Annotated in this window: 17 protein-coding genes; 9 read left to right on the top strand and 8 right to left on the bottom strand. The window is 62.7% G+C overall.

The window, feature by feature from the left end:
* The first annotated feature begins 143 nt into the window (after window positions 1–143).
* The 5 genes from pyrC to bfr all read left to right on the top strand — a co-directional run bounded on the left by pyrC (window position 144) and on the right by bfr (window position 3,909).
* Window positions 144–1,190, top strand: a complete 1,047-nt coding sequence (gene pyrC / locus QYS36_RS16740) for a dihydroorotase (protein WP_308840555.1) — start codon at window positions 144–146, stop codon at window positions 1,188–1,190.
* The gene (gene rnt / locus QYS36_RS16735; RefSeq protein WP_308840554.1) at window positions 1,187–1,861 is read left to right on the top strand and encodes a ribonuclease T; all 675 of its coding nucleotides are present in this window, start codon (window positions 1,187–1,189) and stop codon (window positions 1,859–1,861) included. Before pyrC ends, rnt begins: the two co-directional genes overlap by 4 nt.
* 5 nt (window positions 1,862–1,866) lie before the next feature.
* Window positions 1,867–2,799 carry an N-acetyl-gamma-glutamyl-phosphate reductase gene (argC, locus tag QYS36_RS16730; RefSeq protein WP_308840553.1) on the top strand — a complete coding sequence of 311 codons (933 nt, stop codon included), beginning with the start codon at window positions 1,867–1,869 and terminating at the stop codon, window positions 2,797–2,799.
* A 217-nt stretch (window positions 2,800–3,016) separates the two neighbouring features.
* Window positions 3,017–3,235 (top strand): bacterioferritin-associated ferredoxin, encoded by a 219-nt coding sequence (locus tag QYS36_RS16725; RefSeq protein WP_073265469.1) that lies wholly within the window; start codon window positions 3,017–3,019, stop codon window positions 3,233–3,235.
* A 203-nt stretch (window positions 3,236–3,438) separates the two neighbouring features.
* A complete protein-coding gene (bfr, locus tag QYS36_RS16720) occupies window positions 3,439–3,909 on the top strand; it encodes a bacterioferritin (RefSeq protein ID WP_308840552.1) in 471 nt (156 codons plus the stop codon).
* A 215-nt stretch (window positions 3,910–4,124) separates the two neighbouring features.
* Here bfr and fpr read toward each other — a convergent pair whose 3' ends face one another.
* Window positions 4,125–4,904 (bottom strand): ferredoxin-NADP reductase, encoded by a 780-nt coding sequence (fpr, locus tag QYS36_RS16715; RefSeq protein ID WP_070885588.1) that lies wholly within the window; start codon window positions 4,902–4,904, stop codon window positions 4,125–4,127.
* A 122-nt stretch (window positions 4,905–5,026) separates the two neighbouring features.
* On the opposite strand from fpr, the gene QYS36_RS16710 reads away from it, so the two are divergent.
* Window positions 5,027–5,953 (top strand): LysR family transcriptional regulator, encoded by a 927-nt coding sequence (locus tag QYS36_RS16710; protein ID WP_308840551.1) that lies wholly within the window; start codon window positions 5,027–5,029, stop codon window positions 5,951–5,953.
* Here QYS36_RS16710 and QYS36_RS16705 read toward each other — a convergent pair.
* Both QYS36_RS16705 and erdR read right to left on the bottom strand, forming a co-directional pair.
* Window positions 5,950–6,321 (bottom strand): diacylglycerol kinase, encoded by a 372-nt coding sequence (locus QYS36_RS16705; RefSeq protein ID WP_308840559.1) that lies wholly within the window; start codon window positions 6,319–6,321, stop codon window positions 5,950–5,952. The two genes, QYS36_RS16710 and QYS36_RS16705, sit on opposite strands and share 4 nt — an antisense overlap.
* Before the next feature lie 67 nt (window positions 6,322–6,388).
* On the bottom strand, window positions 6,389–7,039 hold the full coding sequence (erdR, locus tag QYS36_RS16700; RefSeq protein WP_308840550.1) for a response regulator transcription factor ErdR: 651 nt from the start codon (window positions 7,037–7,039) through the stop codon (window positions 6,389–6,391).
* A 158-nt stretch (window positions 7,040–7,197) separates the two neighbouring features.
* On the opposite strand from erdR, the gene QYS36_RS16695 reads away from it, so the two are divergent.
* Entirely contained in the window at window positions 7,198–8,094 is an 897-nt protein-coding gene (locus tag QYS36_RS16695) for a DMT family transporter (RefSeq protein WP_308840549.1), read from the top strand.
* Here the strand turns inward: QYS36_RS16695 and QYS36_RS16690 are convergent.
* The gene (locus QYS36_RS16690) at window positions 8,078–8,788 is read right to left on the bottom strand and encodes a tRNA-uridine aminocarboxypropyltransferase (protein WP_308840548.1); all 711 of its coding nucleotides are present in this window, start codon (window positions 8,786–8,788) and stop codon (window positions 8,078–8,080) included. The two genes, QYS36_RS16695 and QYS36_RS16690, sit on opposite strands and share 17 nt — an antisense overlap.
* 244 nt (window positions 8,789–9,032) lie before the next feature.
* On the opposite strand from QYS36_RS16690, the gene QYS36_RS16685 reads away from it, so the two are divergent.
* Both QYS36_RS16685 and QYS36_RS16680 read left to right on the top strand, forming a co-directional pair.
* Entirely contained in the window at window positions 9,033–9,434 is a 402-nt protein-coding gene (locus QYS36_RS16685; protein ID WP_308840547.1) for a quorum-sensing-regulated virulence factor family protein, read from the top strand.
* A 53-nt stretch (window positions 9,435–9,487) separates the two neighbouring features.
* A complete protein-coding gene (locus tag QYS36_RS16680; protein WP_308840546.1) occupies window positions 9,488–10,549 on the top strand; it encodes an LOG family protein in 1,062 nt (353 codons plus the stop codon).
* Window positions 10,550–10,632: 83 nt separating this feature from the next.
* On the opposite strand, the gene recX is transcribed toward QYS36_RS16680, so the two are convergent.
* The 4 genes from recX to QYS36_RS16660 form a co-directional block, all read right to left on the bottom strand.
* On the bottom strand, window positions 10,633–11,097 hold the full coding sequence (recX, locus tag QYS36_RS16675; protein ID WP_308840545.1) for a recombination regulator RecX: 465 nt from the start codon (window positions 11,095–11,097) through the stop codon (window positions 10,633–10,635).
* A complete protein-coding gene (gene recA / locus QYS36_RS16670) occupies window positions 11,097–12,146 on the bottom strand; it encodes a recombinase RecA (protein ID WP_308840544.1) in 1,050 nt (349 codons plus the stop codon). Before recA ends, recX begins: the two co-directional genes overlap by 1 nt.
* A gap of 83 nt (window positions 12,147–12,229) precedes the next feature.
* Window positions 12,230–12,742 (bottom strand): nicotinamide-nucleotide amidohydrolase family protein, encoded by a 513-nt coding sequence (locus QYS36_RS16665; protein ID WP_308840543.1) that lies wholly within the window; start codon window positions 12,740–12,742, stop codon window positions 12,230–12,232.
* 193 nt (window positions 12,743–12,935) lie between these two features.
* On the bottom strand, window positions 12,936–13,130 hold the full coding sequence (locus tag QYS36_RS16660) for a YqaE/Pmp3 family membrane protein (RefSeq protein ID WP_308840542.1): 195 nt from the start codon (window positions 13,128–13,130) through the stop codon (window positions 12,936–12,938).
* Between the last annotated feature and the right edge of the window lie 51 nt (window positions 13,131–13,181).

The raw sequence follows: 13,181 nt of genomic DNA, 5'->3' as shown, positions 1-13,181 counted from the left end.
CGGCTCGTGCCTTGCTTCGCGGCAAAACGGGCTCCGGCGCGGCCGTGCGTGAAACGGCAACAGACCCTACCTATCTGCGGCGTGCCCCCGCCGGCCTTTTCCGGTAGCATTCCGGGCATGTTTCGCCCCGCCTGGAAGCCTCAATGACCGACCGCATCACCCTGCTGCGTCCCGACGACTGGCACATTCACCTGCGCGACGGCGCCGTGCTGCCGCACACCGTGGCCGATGTCGCCCGCACCTTCGCTCGCGCGATCATCATGCCCAACCTGGTGCCGCCGGTGCGCAACGCCGTCGAAGCAGGCGACTATCGCCAACGCATTCTCGACGCGCGGCCGGCTGGCAACCAGTTCCAGCCGCTGATGGTGCTGTACCTCACCGACCGCACCAGCGCCGAAGACATCCGTGCGGCCAAGGCCAGCGGCTTCGTGTATGCGGCGAAGATGTACCCGGCGGGTGCGACCACCAACTCCGATTCCGGCGTCACCAGCCTGGACAACATCACCGGCGCCCTGGAAGCCCTGGCGGAAACCGGCCTGCCGCTGCTGGTGCACGGTGAAGTGACCCGTGCGGAAATCGACGTGTTCGACCGCGAAAAGGCCTTCATCGACGAGCACCTGTGCCGCGTCGTCGAGCGCTTCCCGACCCTCAAGGTGGTGTTCGAGCACATCACCACCGCCGATGCGGCGCAGTTCGTGAAGGAGGCCCCCGCCAACGTCGGCGCCACCATCACCGCCCAGCACCTGCTGTACAACCGCAACCACATGCTGGTGGGCGGCATTCGCCCGCACTTCTATTGCCTGCCGATCCTCAAGCGCAACACCCATCAGCAGGCGCTGCTGGAGGCCGCCACCAGCGGCAGCCCGAAGTTCTTCCTCGGCACCGACTCGGCGCCGCACGCCAGGCACGCCAAGGAAAACGCCTGCGGCTGTGCCGGTTGCTACACCGCTTATGCAGCCATCGAGCTGTACGCCGAAGCATTCGAAGACCGTGGCGCACTGGACAAGCTGGAAGGCTTTGCCAGCCACTTCGGCGCCGACTTCTACGGCCTGCCACGCAATACCGACACCATTACCCTGGTACGCGAAGCCTGGGTCGCTCCGGCGAGCCTGCCGTTTGGCGAGCAGACGGTGATTCCCCTGCGCGCTGGCGAAAGCCTGCGCTGGCGCTTGCTGGAGGCGGCTCGATGAGCGAAGAACTGTACGAAGACGACCAGGAACAACCGAGCAGCGGTGGCCCGCGGCACCCCATGGCGGCGCGCTTTCGCGGCTACCTGCCAGTGGTGGTGGACGTCGAGACCGGCGGTTTCAACAGCGCCACCGACGCCCTGCTGGAGATCGCGGCGACCACCATCGGCATGGACGAAGGTGGCTTCCTGTATCCCGATCACACGCATTTCTTCCGGGTCGAGCCGTTCGAGGGCGCCAATATCGAACAGGCGGCGCTGGATTTCACCGGCATCAAGCTCGACCATCCGCTGCGCATGGCGGTGAGCGAAGAGCATGCGCTGACCGAAATCTTCCGCGGCCTGCGCAAATCCCTGAAGGCCAATGGCTGCAAGCGCGCCATTCTGGTCGGCCACAACAGCAGCTTCGACCTGGGCTTTCTCAACGCCGCGGTCGCCCGCTGCGACCTCAAGCGCAATCCCTTCCATCCCTTCTCCAGCTTCGACACCGCCAGCCTCGCCGGCCTCGCCTATGGCCAGACCGTACTGGCCAAGGCGTGCCAGGCCGCCGGCATCGAGTTCGACGGCCGTGAAGCCCATTCCGCCCGCTATGACACCGAGAAGACTGCCGAGCTGTTCTGCGGCATCGTCAATCGCTGGAAGGAAATGGGCGGGTGGGAAGACTTCGACGAGTGAATGCCATGAAAAAATATCAGATCTTCATCGATGGGCAGGCCGGCACCACCGGCCTGCAGATTCGTCAGCGCCTGGCCAACCACCCGCAGATCGAGGTGGTCACCATCGACCACGACAAGCGTCGCGACGTAGAGGCCAAGCTCGAGCTGATGCGCTCGGTCGACGTCACCGTGCTGTGCCTGCCCGACGACGCCGCCAAGGAAACCGCTGCCCAGGCCCGTGAAGTCGGCTGCCGGGTACTCGACGCCAGCTCCGCGCACCGTACCGCCAATGACTGGGTGTTCGGCATGGCGGAACTGGCCAAGGGCCAACGCGAAGCCATCGCCAAGGCCGCCGCGGTAAGCAATCCGGGCTGTTATGCCACCGGCGCCATTCTGCTGCTGCGCCCGCTGATCGACGCCGGGCTGCTGGCTGCGGATCGCGAGCTGTGCATCAACGCCGTGTCCGGCTACACCGGCGGCGGCACCAAGATGGTCGAACGCTATGAGGGCGAAGGCGCGCCGGTCTATGCCGCCTACGGCCTGGGCTTCGATCACAAGCACATCCCGGAAATCCAGCACTGGAGCGGCCTCAACGCGCGCCCGATCTTCCAGCCGGCGGTCGGCAGCTACGACCAGGGCATGCTGGTGATGATCCCGCTGCAGGGCAGCAACGGCGCCGAGCTGCACGAAGCCCTGAGCGCCTATTACCAGGGTGAGCAGTTCGTGCAGGTGCAGCCTTACAACGAGATCGCGGCCGACACGGCGCCATTCATTACCCCCCACGGTTTGAACGGCAGCAATCGCGCCGAGCTGCAGGTATTCGGCGCCGGCAGCGGCCAGCAGGCGTTGCTGGTGGCCAAGCTCGACAACCTGGGCAAGGGTGCGTCGGGGGCTGCCGTGCAGAACCTGAACATCATGCTCGGCCTGGAAGAAGGGCTGTGCACGCACATTGGGTGAGCCCTGCCCCGCCCCCAAAAAACCGGCTCATGAGCCGGTTTTTTGTTGCCCTTCGTTTGGCACGACTGAACGCTGGAGGAACCGATGGTGGCACCAAAACGCCGCTCATCGAAAGTCGAGAAATTATGCCAATCAAGAGCCGGTTTATCTTTGACACGCATTCTCATTAACATTAGTATCCTTCGCATCAGTTTCAGCCAAACGACGGGCCAAGCCTATGTACGTCTGCCTCTGCGAAGGTGTCACCGACGGTCAGATCCGCGAAGCAATCTACGAAGGTTGCTGCAGCTACCGTGAAGTCCGTGAAACGTTGGGCGTTGCCAGCCAGTGTGGAAAATGTGCCTGCCTCGCCAAGCAGGTGGTGCGCGAAACATTGGGCGAGGTGCAACAAAGTCAGGTTGCGATGGCCTACCCGGCGAATTTTATTGCCGCTTGAATCAACCGATTTCAGAGAACCGGATCTAGCATCCGGTTTTTTTATGCCCGTAATTCAATGAGTTAGCGCCAAGACGCACAACTTAAACACTCTCATTTATATTTATTTTCACTTACATTTCAATAACTTACGTTTGACAGTCGGATTAGGCAAGCCCAGAATTCGCCATCGGTTACTTAATTCCAGGCAGGACGGGCTTCATCATGAAAGGCGACAAGACAGTAATTCAGCACTTGAACAAGATCCTCGGCAACGAGCTGGTCGCGATCAACCAGTACTTTCTGCACGCCCGCATGTATGAAGACTGGGGCCTGACCAAGCTGGGCAAGCATGAGTACCACGAGTCCATCGACGAGATGAAGCACGCGGACAAGCTCATCAAGCGCATCCTGTTCCTCGAAGGCCTGCCGAACCTGCAGGACCTGGGCAAGATCCTGATCGGCGAGAACACCCAGGAAATGCTCGAGTGCGACCTGAAGATCGAGCACAAGGCACACATCGATCTGAAAGCCGCCATCGCCTACTGCGAAAGCGTCGGCGACTACGCCAGCCGCGACCTGCTCGAAGATATCCTCGAATCCGAGGAAGAGCACATCGACTGGCTGGAAACCCAACTCAGCCTGATCAAGGCGGTGGGTCTGCAAAATTACCTGCAGTCGCAGATGGAAGAGTGATTGGGAGCAGCTGCGCGTCGGCCCTGCTGCGTTGAAAGCGAACTCAAAATGCTCATGTACAAAAGTACACTCCGCTTTTTCGCTTGCTTTCGCGGGGCCGCCTAGGCTTGCATGGCTCTAGCTCGCAAGCTCCAATCCGCAGCATCTACTGATGGATTAATTACGAAATAAAAAAACGGGAGCCTAGGCTCCCGTTTTTTTATTTCCGCTGACGCTTACTTCTCGACGAAGGCACGCTCGATCAGGTAATCGCCGGGTTCGCGCATGCGCGGCGAAATCTTCAGGCCGAAGCTGTCGAGCACTTCGCTGGTTTCGTCGAGCATGCTCGGGCTGCCGCAGATCATCGCGCGGTCGTCCTGCGGGTTGATCGGCGGCAGGCCGATGTCGGCGAACAGTTTGCCGCTGCGCATCAGGTCGGTCAGGCGGCCCTGATTCTCGAACGGCTCGCGGGTCACGGTGGGGTAATAAATCAGTTTTTCCTTCAGCGCGTCGCCAAAGAACTCGTTCTGCGGCAGGTGCTCGGTAATGAACTCGCGGTAGGCCACTTCGTTGACGTAGCGGACACCGTGAACCAGGATCACCTTCTCGAAACGCTCGTAGGTTTCCGGGTCCTGGATCACGCTCATGAACGGCGCCAGGCCGGTACCGGTGCTGAGCAGGTACAGGTGCTTGCCGGGGTTGAGGTCGTCGAGCACCAGCGTGCCGGTGGGCTTCTTGCTGATGATCACCTCGTCGCCTTCCTTGAGGTGCTGCAGTTGCGAGGTCAGCGGGCCGTCAGGCACCTTGATGCTGAAGAACTCCAGATGCTCTTCCCAGTTCGGGCTGGCGATGGAATAGGCACGCATGAGCGGACGGCCGTTTTCCTGCTGAAGGCCGATCATCACGAACTGGCCATTCTCGAAGCGCAGGCCCGGGTCGCGGGTGCACTTGAAGCTGAACAGCGTGTCATTCCAGTGGTGAACACTCAGAACGCGTTCGTGGTTCATGTTGCTCATGTAGAGGGGCTCCTGAAAACGTCGGGCACGCTGATTCTTAAGCGCAATTGCGCGGCATTCTAATCGCGGCCACAATATCTGTTAAATGAATTATCAAGATATGGGTTATCGGTTATATAGATATGCGATTCACATTGCGTCAACTCCAGGTATTCGTCGCCGTCGCCCAGCAGGAGAGCGTTTCCAGGGCGGCCTCCCAACTGGCTCTGTCGCAGTCGGCGGCCAGCACCTCGATCAGCGAGCTGGAACGACAGTCCAGCTGCCAGCTGTTCGATCGCGCCGGCAAGCGCCTGAGCCTCAATGCCCTGGGCCGCCAGCTGCTGCCCCAGGCGGTCGCCCTGCTCGACCAGGCCAAGGAAATCGAAGACCTTCTGAACGGTAAATCAGGCTTCGGTTCGCTCGCTGTCGGCGCCACCCTGACCATTGGCAACTACCTGGCCACCCTGCTGATCGGCGGCTTCATGAAGGTGCACCCGGAGAGCCAGGTAAAACTGCATGTACAGAACACAGCGCATATCGTGCAGCAGGTGGCGCATTACGAAATTGACCTGGGTCTGATCGAGGGTGACTGCAATCACCCGGATATCGAGGTGCAGAGCTGGGTCGAGGACGAGCTGGTGGTGTTCTGCGCGCCACAGCACCCGTTGGCGCAGCGGGGTAATGTCGGCATCCGCGAGCTGAGCGGTGAAGACTGGATTCTGCGTGAGCAGGGCTCGGGCACACGCCTGACCTTCGACCAGGCCATGCGCCACCACTCCGACGCCCTCAACGTGCGCCTCGAGCTGGAACACACCGAAGCGATCAAGCGCGCCGTGGAGTCCGGCCTGGGCATCAGCTGCATTTCACGGCTGGCGCTGCGCGACGCCTTTCGCCGTGGCAGCCTGGTACCGGTGGAAACACCGGACCTGGACCTGCGCCGGCAGTTCTATTTCATCTGGCACCGGCAGAAATACCAGACTGCCGCCATGCGCGAGTTTCTCGACATGTGCCGGGCGCTGACCGCCGGCATCCGCCGTAGCGACGAGATCGTGCTGCCCGAGGTGCGTTAGCCAAGCAGGATGATCGCCCACACGCTGGCGATCAGCGTCAGGGAAACCAGCTGGGCGGCGCTGCCCATGTCCTTGGCGGTCTTGGACAGCGGGTGCAGGTCGAGGGAAATGCGGTCGATCGCCGCTTCGACCGCCGAGTTGAGCAGCTCGACGATCAGCGCCAGCAGGCACGCGGCGACCATCAGCGCCCGTTCGCCCCGGCTGACATCGAGCAGCAGCGCGATCGGGATCAACACCACGTTGAGCAGCACCAGCTGGCGAAAGGCGGCCTCGCCGGTAAAGGCGGCGCGCAGGCCATCGAGTGAATAGCCTGCGGCATTGAGAATACGCTTTAAACCGGTTTGTCCTTTGAACGGCGACATGGGCAGTGAGCTATGGCTGGGAAAGGCGCGCAGGGTACGCGAGCGTACCGTGAAAATCCCGTGAAATCCGCCATCAGGCTGCCGGCACGGACTCCAGCTGCTGCAACAGCAGCGCCGCCTGGGTGCGCGTGCGCACTCCCAGCTTGCGGAAGATCGCCGTGACGTGGGCCTTGACCGTGGCTTCGGAGACACTCAGCTCGTAGGCGATCTGCTTGTTCAGCAGGCCTTCGCAGACCATGGTCAACACCCGGAACTGCTGGGGCGTGAGGCTGGCCAGCCCGGCACTGGCCGCCTTGGCCTCGTTGGTCAGGCTGACCGCCTCCTCGCTTTGCGGCGGCCACCACACCTCGCCCTCCAGCACCTGGCGCACGGCCTGCTGCAGCACCTCCAGGGAACTGGACTTGGGAATGAACCCGCTGGCGCCGAATTCACGGGCGCGTACCACCACCGCGGCTTCTTCCTGGGCGGAGATCATCACCACCGGCAGCTGTGGGTACTGCCCGCGCAGCAGCACCAGCCCGGAGAAGCCGTAGGCACCAGGCATATTGAGATCGAGCAGAACCAGATCCCAGTCGGTCTTCTCGGCCAGCCGGGCTTCCAGTTCGGCGATGCTGGCCACTTCCACCAACCGCACGCCCGCGCCAAGGCCCATCGTCAGGGCTTGCTGCAGCGCGCTGCGAAACAGTGGATGATCATCAGCTATCAGGATTTCGTAAGCGACCATGGCAGATCCTGTTCTTTTTATAGGCATACCGTGCTGCAGACCCCATCTGTCTGACAGCATGACGTACGGCGCCCACCAGCATGCCGAGCGCAGGCGGGGTGGTCAAGCACAGCGCTTTGCGGCAAAGTCTGCGCCATTTTTGCAGGGAGCTCACCACCATGGCCAACCACGCGCTGCGCGCCGATCTGCTGATGCTGGTTACCGCGATGATCTGGGGTTCGTCCTTCGTCGCCCAGCGGCTGGGGATGGATGCCATCGGGCCGTTTCTGTACAGCGGCCTGCGTTTCGCCCTGGCAGTGGTCGTGCTGTTGCCGGTGATCATGCTGCTGCGTCGCCGCCGCGCGCAACCGGCCTCGCCCATCAGCCGCCCGCTGCTGCTCGGCGGCAGCCTGATGGGCGCGGTACTGGCCCTGGGTATCAACCTGCAGCAGGTCGGCCTGCTGTTCACCAGCGTCACCAACTCGGGCTTCATCACCGGCCTGTATGTGATCGTGGTGCCCCTGCTCGGCCTGCTGCTGGGCCACAAGACCGGCCTGGGCATCTGGCTGGGCGCTTCTCTGGCGGTGGTCGGCATGTTCCTGCTCAGCGTGGGCGACGGATTTTATGTCGCCTCCGGTGACCTGCTGCAACTGGCTGGCGCCTTCGTGTGGGGCGTCCACGTGCTGCTGGTGGGCGTGTTCGCAGCCCGCCACGACGCCCTGGTGCTGGCCCTGGTGCAATTCATCACCTGTGCGCTGATCAGCCTTGCCCTGGCGCTGGTCTTCGAGCACCTGCCCGGCGCCGGGATCGTTCAGGCGCTGCCGGCGATCCTGTATGGCGGCATCTTCGGCGTGGCGGTGGGGTTTACCTTGCAGGTGATCGCCCAGAAGCATGCGATCGCCTCCCACGCCGCGATCATCCTGTCCCTCGAGGCGGTCTTTGCAGCCATTGCCGGCGCCCTGCTGCTGGGCGAATCGCTGTCCGCACGCGGCTATTTCGGCTGTGCGCTGATGTTCGCCGGCATGCTGCTCGCCCAGCTGTGGCGAAAACCTGCAGCGCTTACAGAAAGGGCTTGAGGCGCTCGTGCAAGGCGTCGCCAAGATCAACCGCGCGCGGGGCCTTGGAGGCCAGATAGTGCTGACTGAAAACATCCAGGTAGGCATTCAGCGCATCCGCCGCGCGCTCGTCCCCCGCCAGTTCCAGGCACAGCGCCGCAACCTCGGCGGTACACAGGTGATCATCGCGCTTGGAGCGGCGCAGCCGGTAGCGCGACAGCGCCTCGGGCTGCAGGCTGAGTACCGGCAGGCCATCCAGGTAGGGGCTCTTGCGAAACATCTTGCGCGCCTGGGTCCAGGTGGCATCGAGCAGGATGAACAACGGTCGCTTGCCCACGGGCGCCTCGACACTGCTGACCACCCGCTCGGGCTCGGCATATTCACCGGGAAACACCAGATAGGGTTGCCACTGATCATCCTCGAGCAAGGCCGGCAGGCCGGGATCGACTTCGGTGCGCGACCAGCCAAAGGCCGAGGTATCCGCCACCACGTCGGCGATCAGCCAGCCGGTGTTGCTCGGTTTCAGCGCTTCGACGTCATGCATTACCAGGCACACACCCGCGTTGGCAGAAACCCGGGGCTTCCATGCACACAGGCAATGGCTGGCGGCCAGGCGGCAGTCAGGGCAACGCGCCGCCCGCGAGCCCCTGGCCAGAAACGGTTTGACGCTACGCGCCAGGCGCGCGGCGCGCAATGCGTGAACGGCGTGGCTCATGGGCGCACGCTCGACCTGGTCGAGATCACGCAATGGAAAGCAAGGCAACACATGGCTGGCGAACCGCCTGACAAGAAGGGCGGGTAGTTTACCAAGGGCAAGCCGCCTGGTGCCGCTCAATACACACGCCGCCGCGACGACAAGCTTGCTAACATCGATCATCGGTTGTCGACTTGATTCGCCGGAACGAACATAACCGGCAGAGCTCGGTCTATTACCGCTCACTGCCTTCAGGAGTCTGCCCATGCAGCGCATCGCCCTATCCGTTCTCCTCGCCAGCCTGCTCCTGCCAGCCGCTCACGCCGCGTCGCTGAAGGACTTCGAGCTCACCAAAACCCTGGAAAAAGTGGCCAAGGAAAGCAGCGCCGGTACGCCCCGCGCGATCAACGAGGACATTCTCGACCGCGGTTACAGCGTCGAAGGCAACGAGCTGATCAATCACCTCAGCGTGCGCCCCGCGCACGCCGCGCAGATGCGCGGCAACCCCGATACGGTTCGCGCGCAACTGAGCAACAGCGTGTGCAGCAACCCGGGCTTTCGCAAGCTGCTGGCCAGCGGCGCGGTGCTGCGCTATGAGTTCAGCGAGATCCAGAGCAACCGCCCGATTACCACCGAGCGATTCGGCAAGGCCGACTGCCGCCTGTAAGCCATGCACTTATGGTAGAACCCAGGGCATTGACGCATAAAAGGAGTAGCGCCATGGACGATCACGCGAACGGCGAGCTGCCTGCAAGCGGTGATGCGCTGGCAGCCGACCTGGACGCCCTGGCCACGCGGATTACCCCCAGCGGCAGCACCAACGTCGCGCTGTACCGGGAAATGCTCGCCACCGTCGCGCGCATGGCCCAGGCCGACCGCAACCGCTGGGACGCCAAGATCATGCTGCAGACCCTGCGCGAACTCGAGCGCGCATTTGCCGTGCTCGAGCGCTTCCGCCATCGCCGCAAGGTCACCGTGTTCGGTTCGGCGCGCACCCAGCCCGGTCATCCGGTCTACGCCCTGGCCCGGGAGCTGGGCAGCACCCTGGCCCGCCATGACCTGATGGTGATCACCGGTGCCGGTGGCGGCATCATGGCTGCCGCCCACGAAGGCGCGGGGCGCGACAACAGCCTGGGTTTCAACATCACCCTGCCCTTCGAGCAATCCGCCAACGCGGTCATGAAGGGCAGCGACAACCTGCTGTCCTTCCATTTTTTCTTCCTGCGCAAACTGTTCTTCGTCAAGGAAGCCGACGCCCTGGTGCTCTGCCCCGGCGGCTTTGGCACCCTGGATGAAGCCCTGGAAGTGATCACCCTGATCCAGACCGGCAAGAGCCCGCTGGTGCCGGTGATTCTGCTCGACGAGCCGGATGGCACCTTCTGGCAGGGCCTGCTCGATTACATCCAGCAGAACCTGGACAGCAATGGCTATATCCTGTCCAGCGACATGAACCTGATGCGCCTGGTGCACGATGCCGAATCGGCCGCCCAGGAAATCGATCGCTTCTACGCCAACTTCCACTCCAGCCGCTGGCTCAAGGACCAGTTCGTGGTGCGCATGCGCCATGCCCTGAGCGAAGCGGCACTGGCCCAGCTGAACCTGCAGTTCGCTGACCTGTGCAAGCACGGCGATATTCAGCAACAGCGCACCGGTGATGAACGCATCGATGGTCGCGAACTGTGCGCATTGCCCAGGTTGCTGTTCGCCTTCAGTGGGCGCAATGCCGGACGGTTACGGGAGCTGCTCGACCTGATCAACCAGCCCGAGCATTGGCTGAGCTGAAGACCCTGTTGGTTGTAAAGGGACGCCTGCGCGTCAGGGGAAGGCGAACCGGGCGGTTCAACCTCAAGGGTTCGGGCTGTAGATCAGTCCTCGAAAGCGCCGCGTAGCAGTTGGCTGACCAGGTCCATCGGATAGCCGCGATACACCAGAAAGCGCATCTGCCTGGCCCGTTCGCGCGCATCGCCTGGCAGCTGCCCGGCAAACTTGCGTTGCCAGGTTTCCCGCAAACCGTCTCGCCAGTCGATGCCGCTGTCGCGCAGCGCCTGGTCGATATCCGCACGAGCCAGGCCACGCTGGGAGAGGTCATCACGGATGCGCTGCGGGCCGAAGCCCGAGCGCGCGCGGTAACTGATGAAGCTTTCCAGATAACGCGCTTCGGATAACAACCCTTCCTCGCTCAAGCGATCGAGGGCGGTTTCGATGTGCTCATCGCTGGCGCCGCGCTGGCGCAGTTTGCGCGCCAGCTCGACCCGACCATGCTCACGGCGCGCCAGCAGATCCATGGCGGCATGGCGTACCGCAACGGTGTTATCCAGAACGGCGGGCATCAGAAGTCGGCTTCGGTATCCACCAGATCATTGGCCGCTACATTGGCCTTGGTAGGCGCGGAAACCACCAGCAGCTTGTCGCGAATCTGCCCTTCGATCTCGCGAGCCACTTCCACGTTGTCTTCCAGGAACTTGGCGGCGTTGGCCTTGCCCTGACCGATCTTATTGCCCTTGTAGCTGTACCAGGCACCGGACTTCTCGACCAGACCCTGCTGCACACCGAGGTCGATGATCTCGCCGTTACGGTAGATGCCCTTGCCGTAGAGAATCTGGAACTCGGCCTGGCGGAACGGTGGTGCCACCTTGTTCTTGACGACCTTGACGCGGGTTTCGCTGCCGACCACTTCGTCGCCCTCTTTCACCGCGCCGGTACGGCGGATGTCGAGGCGAACCGATGCGTAGAACTTCAGGGCGTTACCACCGGTGGTGGTTTCCGGGCTACCGAACATCACGCCGATCTTCATGCGAATCTGGTTGATGAAGATCACCAGGCAGTTGGCGTTCTTGATGTTACCGGTGATCTTGCGCAGCGCCTGGCTCATCAGACGCGCCTGCAGGCCGACGTGCATGTCGCCCATCTCGCCTTCGATCTCCGCCTTCGGCACCAGGGCCGCCACGGAGTCGACGATGATCACGTCGATGGCGTTGGAGCGCACCAGCATGTCGGTGATTTCCAGGGCCTGCTCACCGGTATCCGGCTGCGAGACCAGCAGGTCGTCGACATTGACGCCCAGCTTGCCAGCGTAGTCCGGGTCCAGGGCGTGCTCGGCGTCGACGAAGGCACAGGTGGCGCCGGCCTTCTGCGCTTCGGCGATGACCTGCAGGGTCAGGGTGGTCTTGCCCGAGGATTCCGGGCCGTAGATCTCGACGATACGGCCTTTCGGCAGGCCGCCAATGCCCAGCGCGATATCCAGGCCCAGGGAGCCGGTGGAAATGGCCGGAATGGCCTGGCGATCATGATCGCCCATGCGCATGACCGCACCCTTGCCGAACTGTTTCTCGATCTGGCCCAGGGCAGCCGCCAATGCGCGCTTCTTGTTCTCGTCCATTGTATTCCTCACGTGATCAGAAGGGCCTGACGGCCAATAACTGTATAAGTAGCCAGTATTATTCCACAGGGCTCGGCACTCGCCTACCCCGCAACAGGATTTTCTTCGACCAATAGTCGCAACAGCCCCTGCAGGGCGGCTTCCACGGTTTGCCGGCGCACCGCATCGCGGTCACCGGAGAACTGCAAGCGCCGGCTGTACCGCGTGTCGCCATCACCCCAGGCGATCCACACGGTGCCGACCGGCTTGTCCGTGCTACCGCCGCCCGGCCCGGCCACGCCGCTGACCGCGGTGGCGTAGCGCGCACCACTCTGCGCCTGGGCGCCCTGCACCATGGCCTCGACCACCTCGCGACTGACCGCACCGACACTGGCGAAATACGCTTCGGGCACGCCCAGCTGGCGGGTCTTCTGGGTATTGGAGTAGGTCACGAAGCCTGCTTCGAACCAGGCGGAGCTGCCGGCGATACGGGTGATGGCTTCGGCGATGCCGCCGCCGGTGCAGGACTCGGCGGTGCTTACCTGGGCGCCCTGGGCCAGCAGCCGTTCGCCAAGGCGGGCGGCCAGGTCTGTCAGCTGGGAATCATCTACGTTCACGGCATACCTCCGCTCAAATCCGCAAGATTAGCACTTGCCTCAGGGCCCCAGCGCAGCAGCCATGCGTTGCCCATCGCCCAGGCGAAATGCACTAGCGCCGCCAACAAAAAAGCCGCGAAACCTTCAGTTCCACGGCTTTGCTGATGGGCTCGTACCACGGCCCCGGGTGCAGGCCCGGCGCCGCTGCGCTCGATCAGTTTCTTTGCGCGAGCGCTTTTTCAATCTTCTTGTCGGTGCTGTATTGGCTCAGCGCATAAACAGCCCAGATGGTCGCTGGCAGCCAACCAATCAGGGTTATTTGAAGAATCAGGCAGATGATTCCTGCAATGGGGCGACCGATGGTGAAGAAAGTAAGCCAGGGCAGGATCAGGGCAATCAGCAAACGCATGTCGATGTTTCCTTAATGATGAGATGGTTCTCCATGAGCGCGATATTTTCG

Source organism: Pseudomonas sp. G34 (assembly GCF_031119625.1).
GTDB lineage: Bacteria > Pseudomonadota > Gammaproteobacteria > Pseudomonadales > Pseudomonadaceae > Aquipseudomonas.
This window is presented reverse-complemented; position numbering and strand designations above follow the sequence as displayed.

Excerpts from the sequence above, each read along its gene's own strand:
- pyrC (WP_308840555.1), top strand. The coding sequence starts at position 144 with ATGACCGACCGCATCACCCTGCTGCGTCCCGACGACTGGCACATTCAC.
- rnt (WP_308840554.1), top strand. The coding sequence starts at position 1,187 with ATGAGCGAAGAACTGTACGAAGACGACCAGGAACAACCGAGCAGCGGT.
- argC (WP_308840553.1), top strand. The coding sequence starts at position 1,867 with ATGAAAAAATATCAGATCTTCATCGATGGGCAGGCCGGCACCACCGGC.
- QYS36_RS16725 (WP_073265469.1), top strand. The coding sequence starts at position 3,017 with ATGTACGTCTGCCTCTGCGAAGGTGTCACCGACGGTCAGATCCGCGAA.
- bfr (WP_308840552.1), top strand. The coding sequence starts at position 3,439 with ATGAAAGGCGACAAGACAGTAATTCAGCACTTGAACAAGATCCTCGGC.
- fpr (WP_070885588.1), bottom strand. The coding sequence starts at position 4,904 with ATGAGCAACATGAACCACGAACGCGTTCTGAGTGTTCACCACTGGAAT.
- QYS36_RS16710 (WP_308840551.1), top strand. The coding sequence starts at position 5,027 with ATGCGATTCACATTGCGTCAACTCCAGGTATTCGTCGCCGTCGCCCAG.
- erdR (WP_308840550.1), bottom strand. The coding sequence starts at position 7,039 with ATGGTCGCTTACGAAATCCTGATAGCTGATGATCATCCACTGTTTCGC.
- QYS36_RS16695 (WP_308840549.1), top strand. The coding sequence starts at position 7,198 with ATGGCCAACCACGCGCTGCGCGCCGATCTGCTGATGCTGGTTACCGCG.
- QYS36_RS16690 (WP_308840548.1), bottom strand. The coding sequence starts at position 8,788 with ATGAGCCACGCCGTTCACGCATTGCGCGCCGCGCGCCTGGCGCGTAGC.
- QYS36_RS16685 (WP_308840547.1), top strand. The coding sequence starts at position 9,033 with ATGCAGCGCATCGCCCTATCCGTTCTCCTCGCCAGCCTGCTCCTGCCA.
- QYS36_RS16680 (WP_308840546.1), top strand. The coding sequence starts at position 9,488 with ATGGACGATCACGCGAACGGCGAGCTGCCTGCAAGCGGTGATGCGCTG.
- recX (WP_308840545.1), bottom strand. The coding sequence starts at position 11,097 with ATGCCCGCCGTTCTGGATAACACCGTTGCGGTACGCCATGCCGCCATG.
- recA (WP_308840544.1), bottom strand. The coding sequence starts at position 12,146 with ATGGACGAGAACAAGAAGCGCGCATTGGCGGCTGCCCTGGGCCAGATC.
- QYS36_RS16660 (WP_308840542.1), bottom strand. The coding sequence starts at position 13,130 with ATGCGTTTGCTGATTGCCCTGATCCTGCCCTGGCTTACTTTCTTCACC.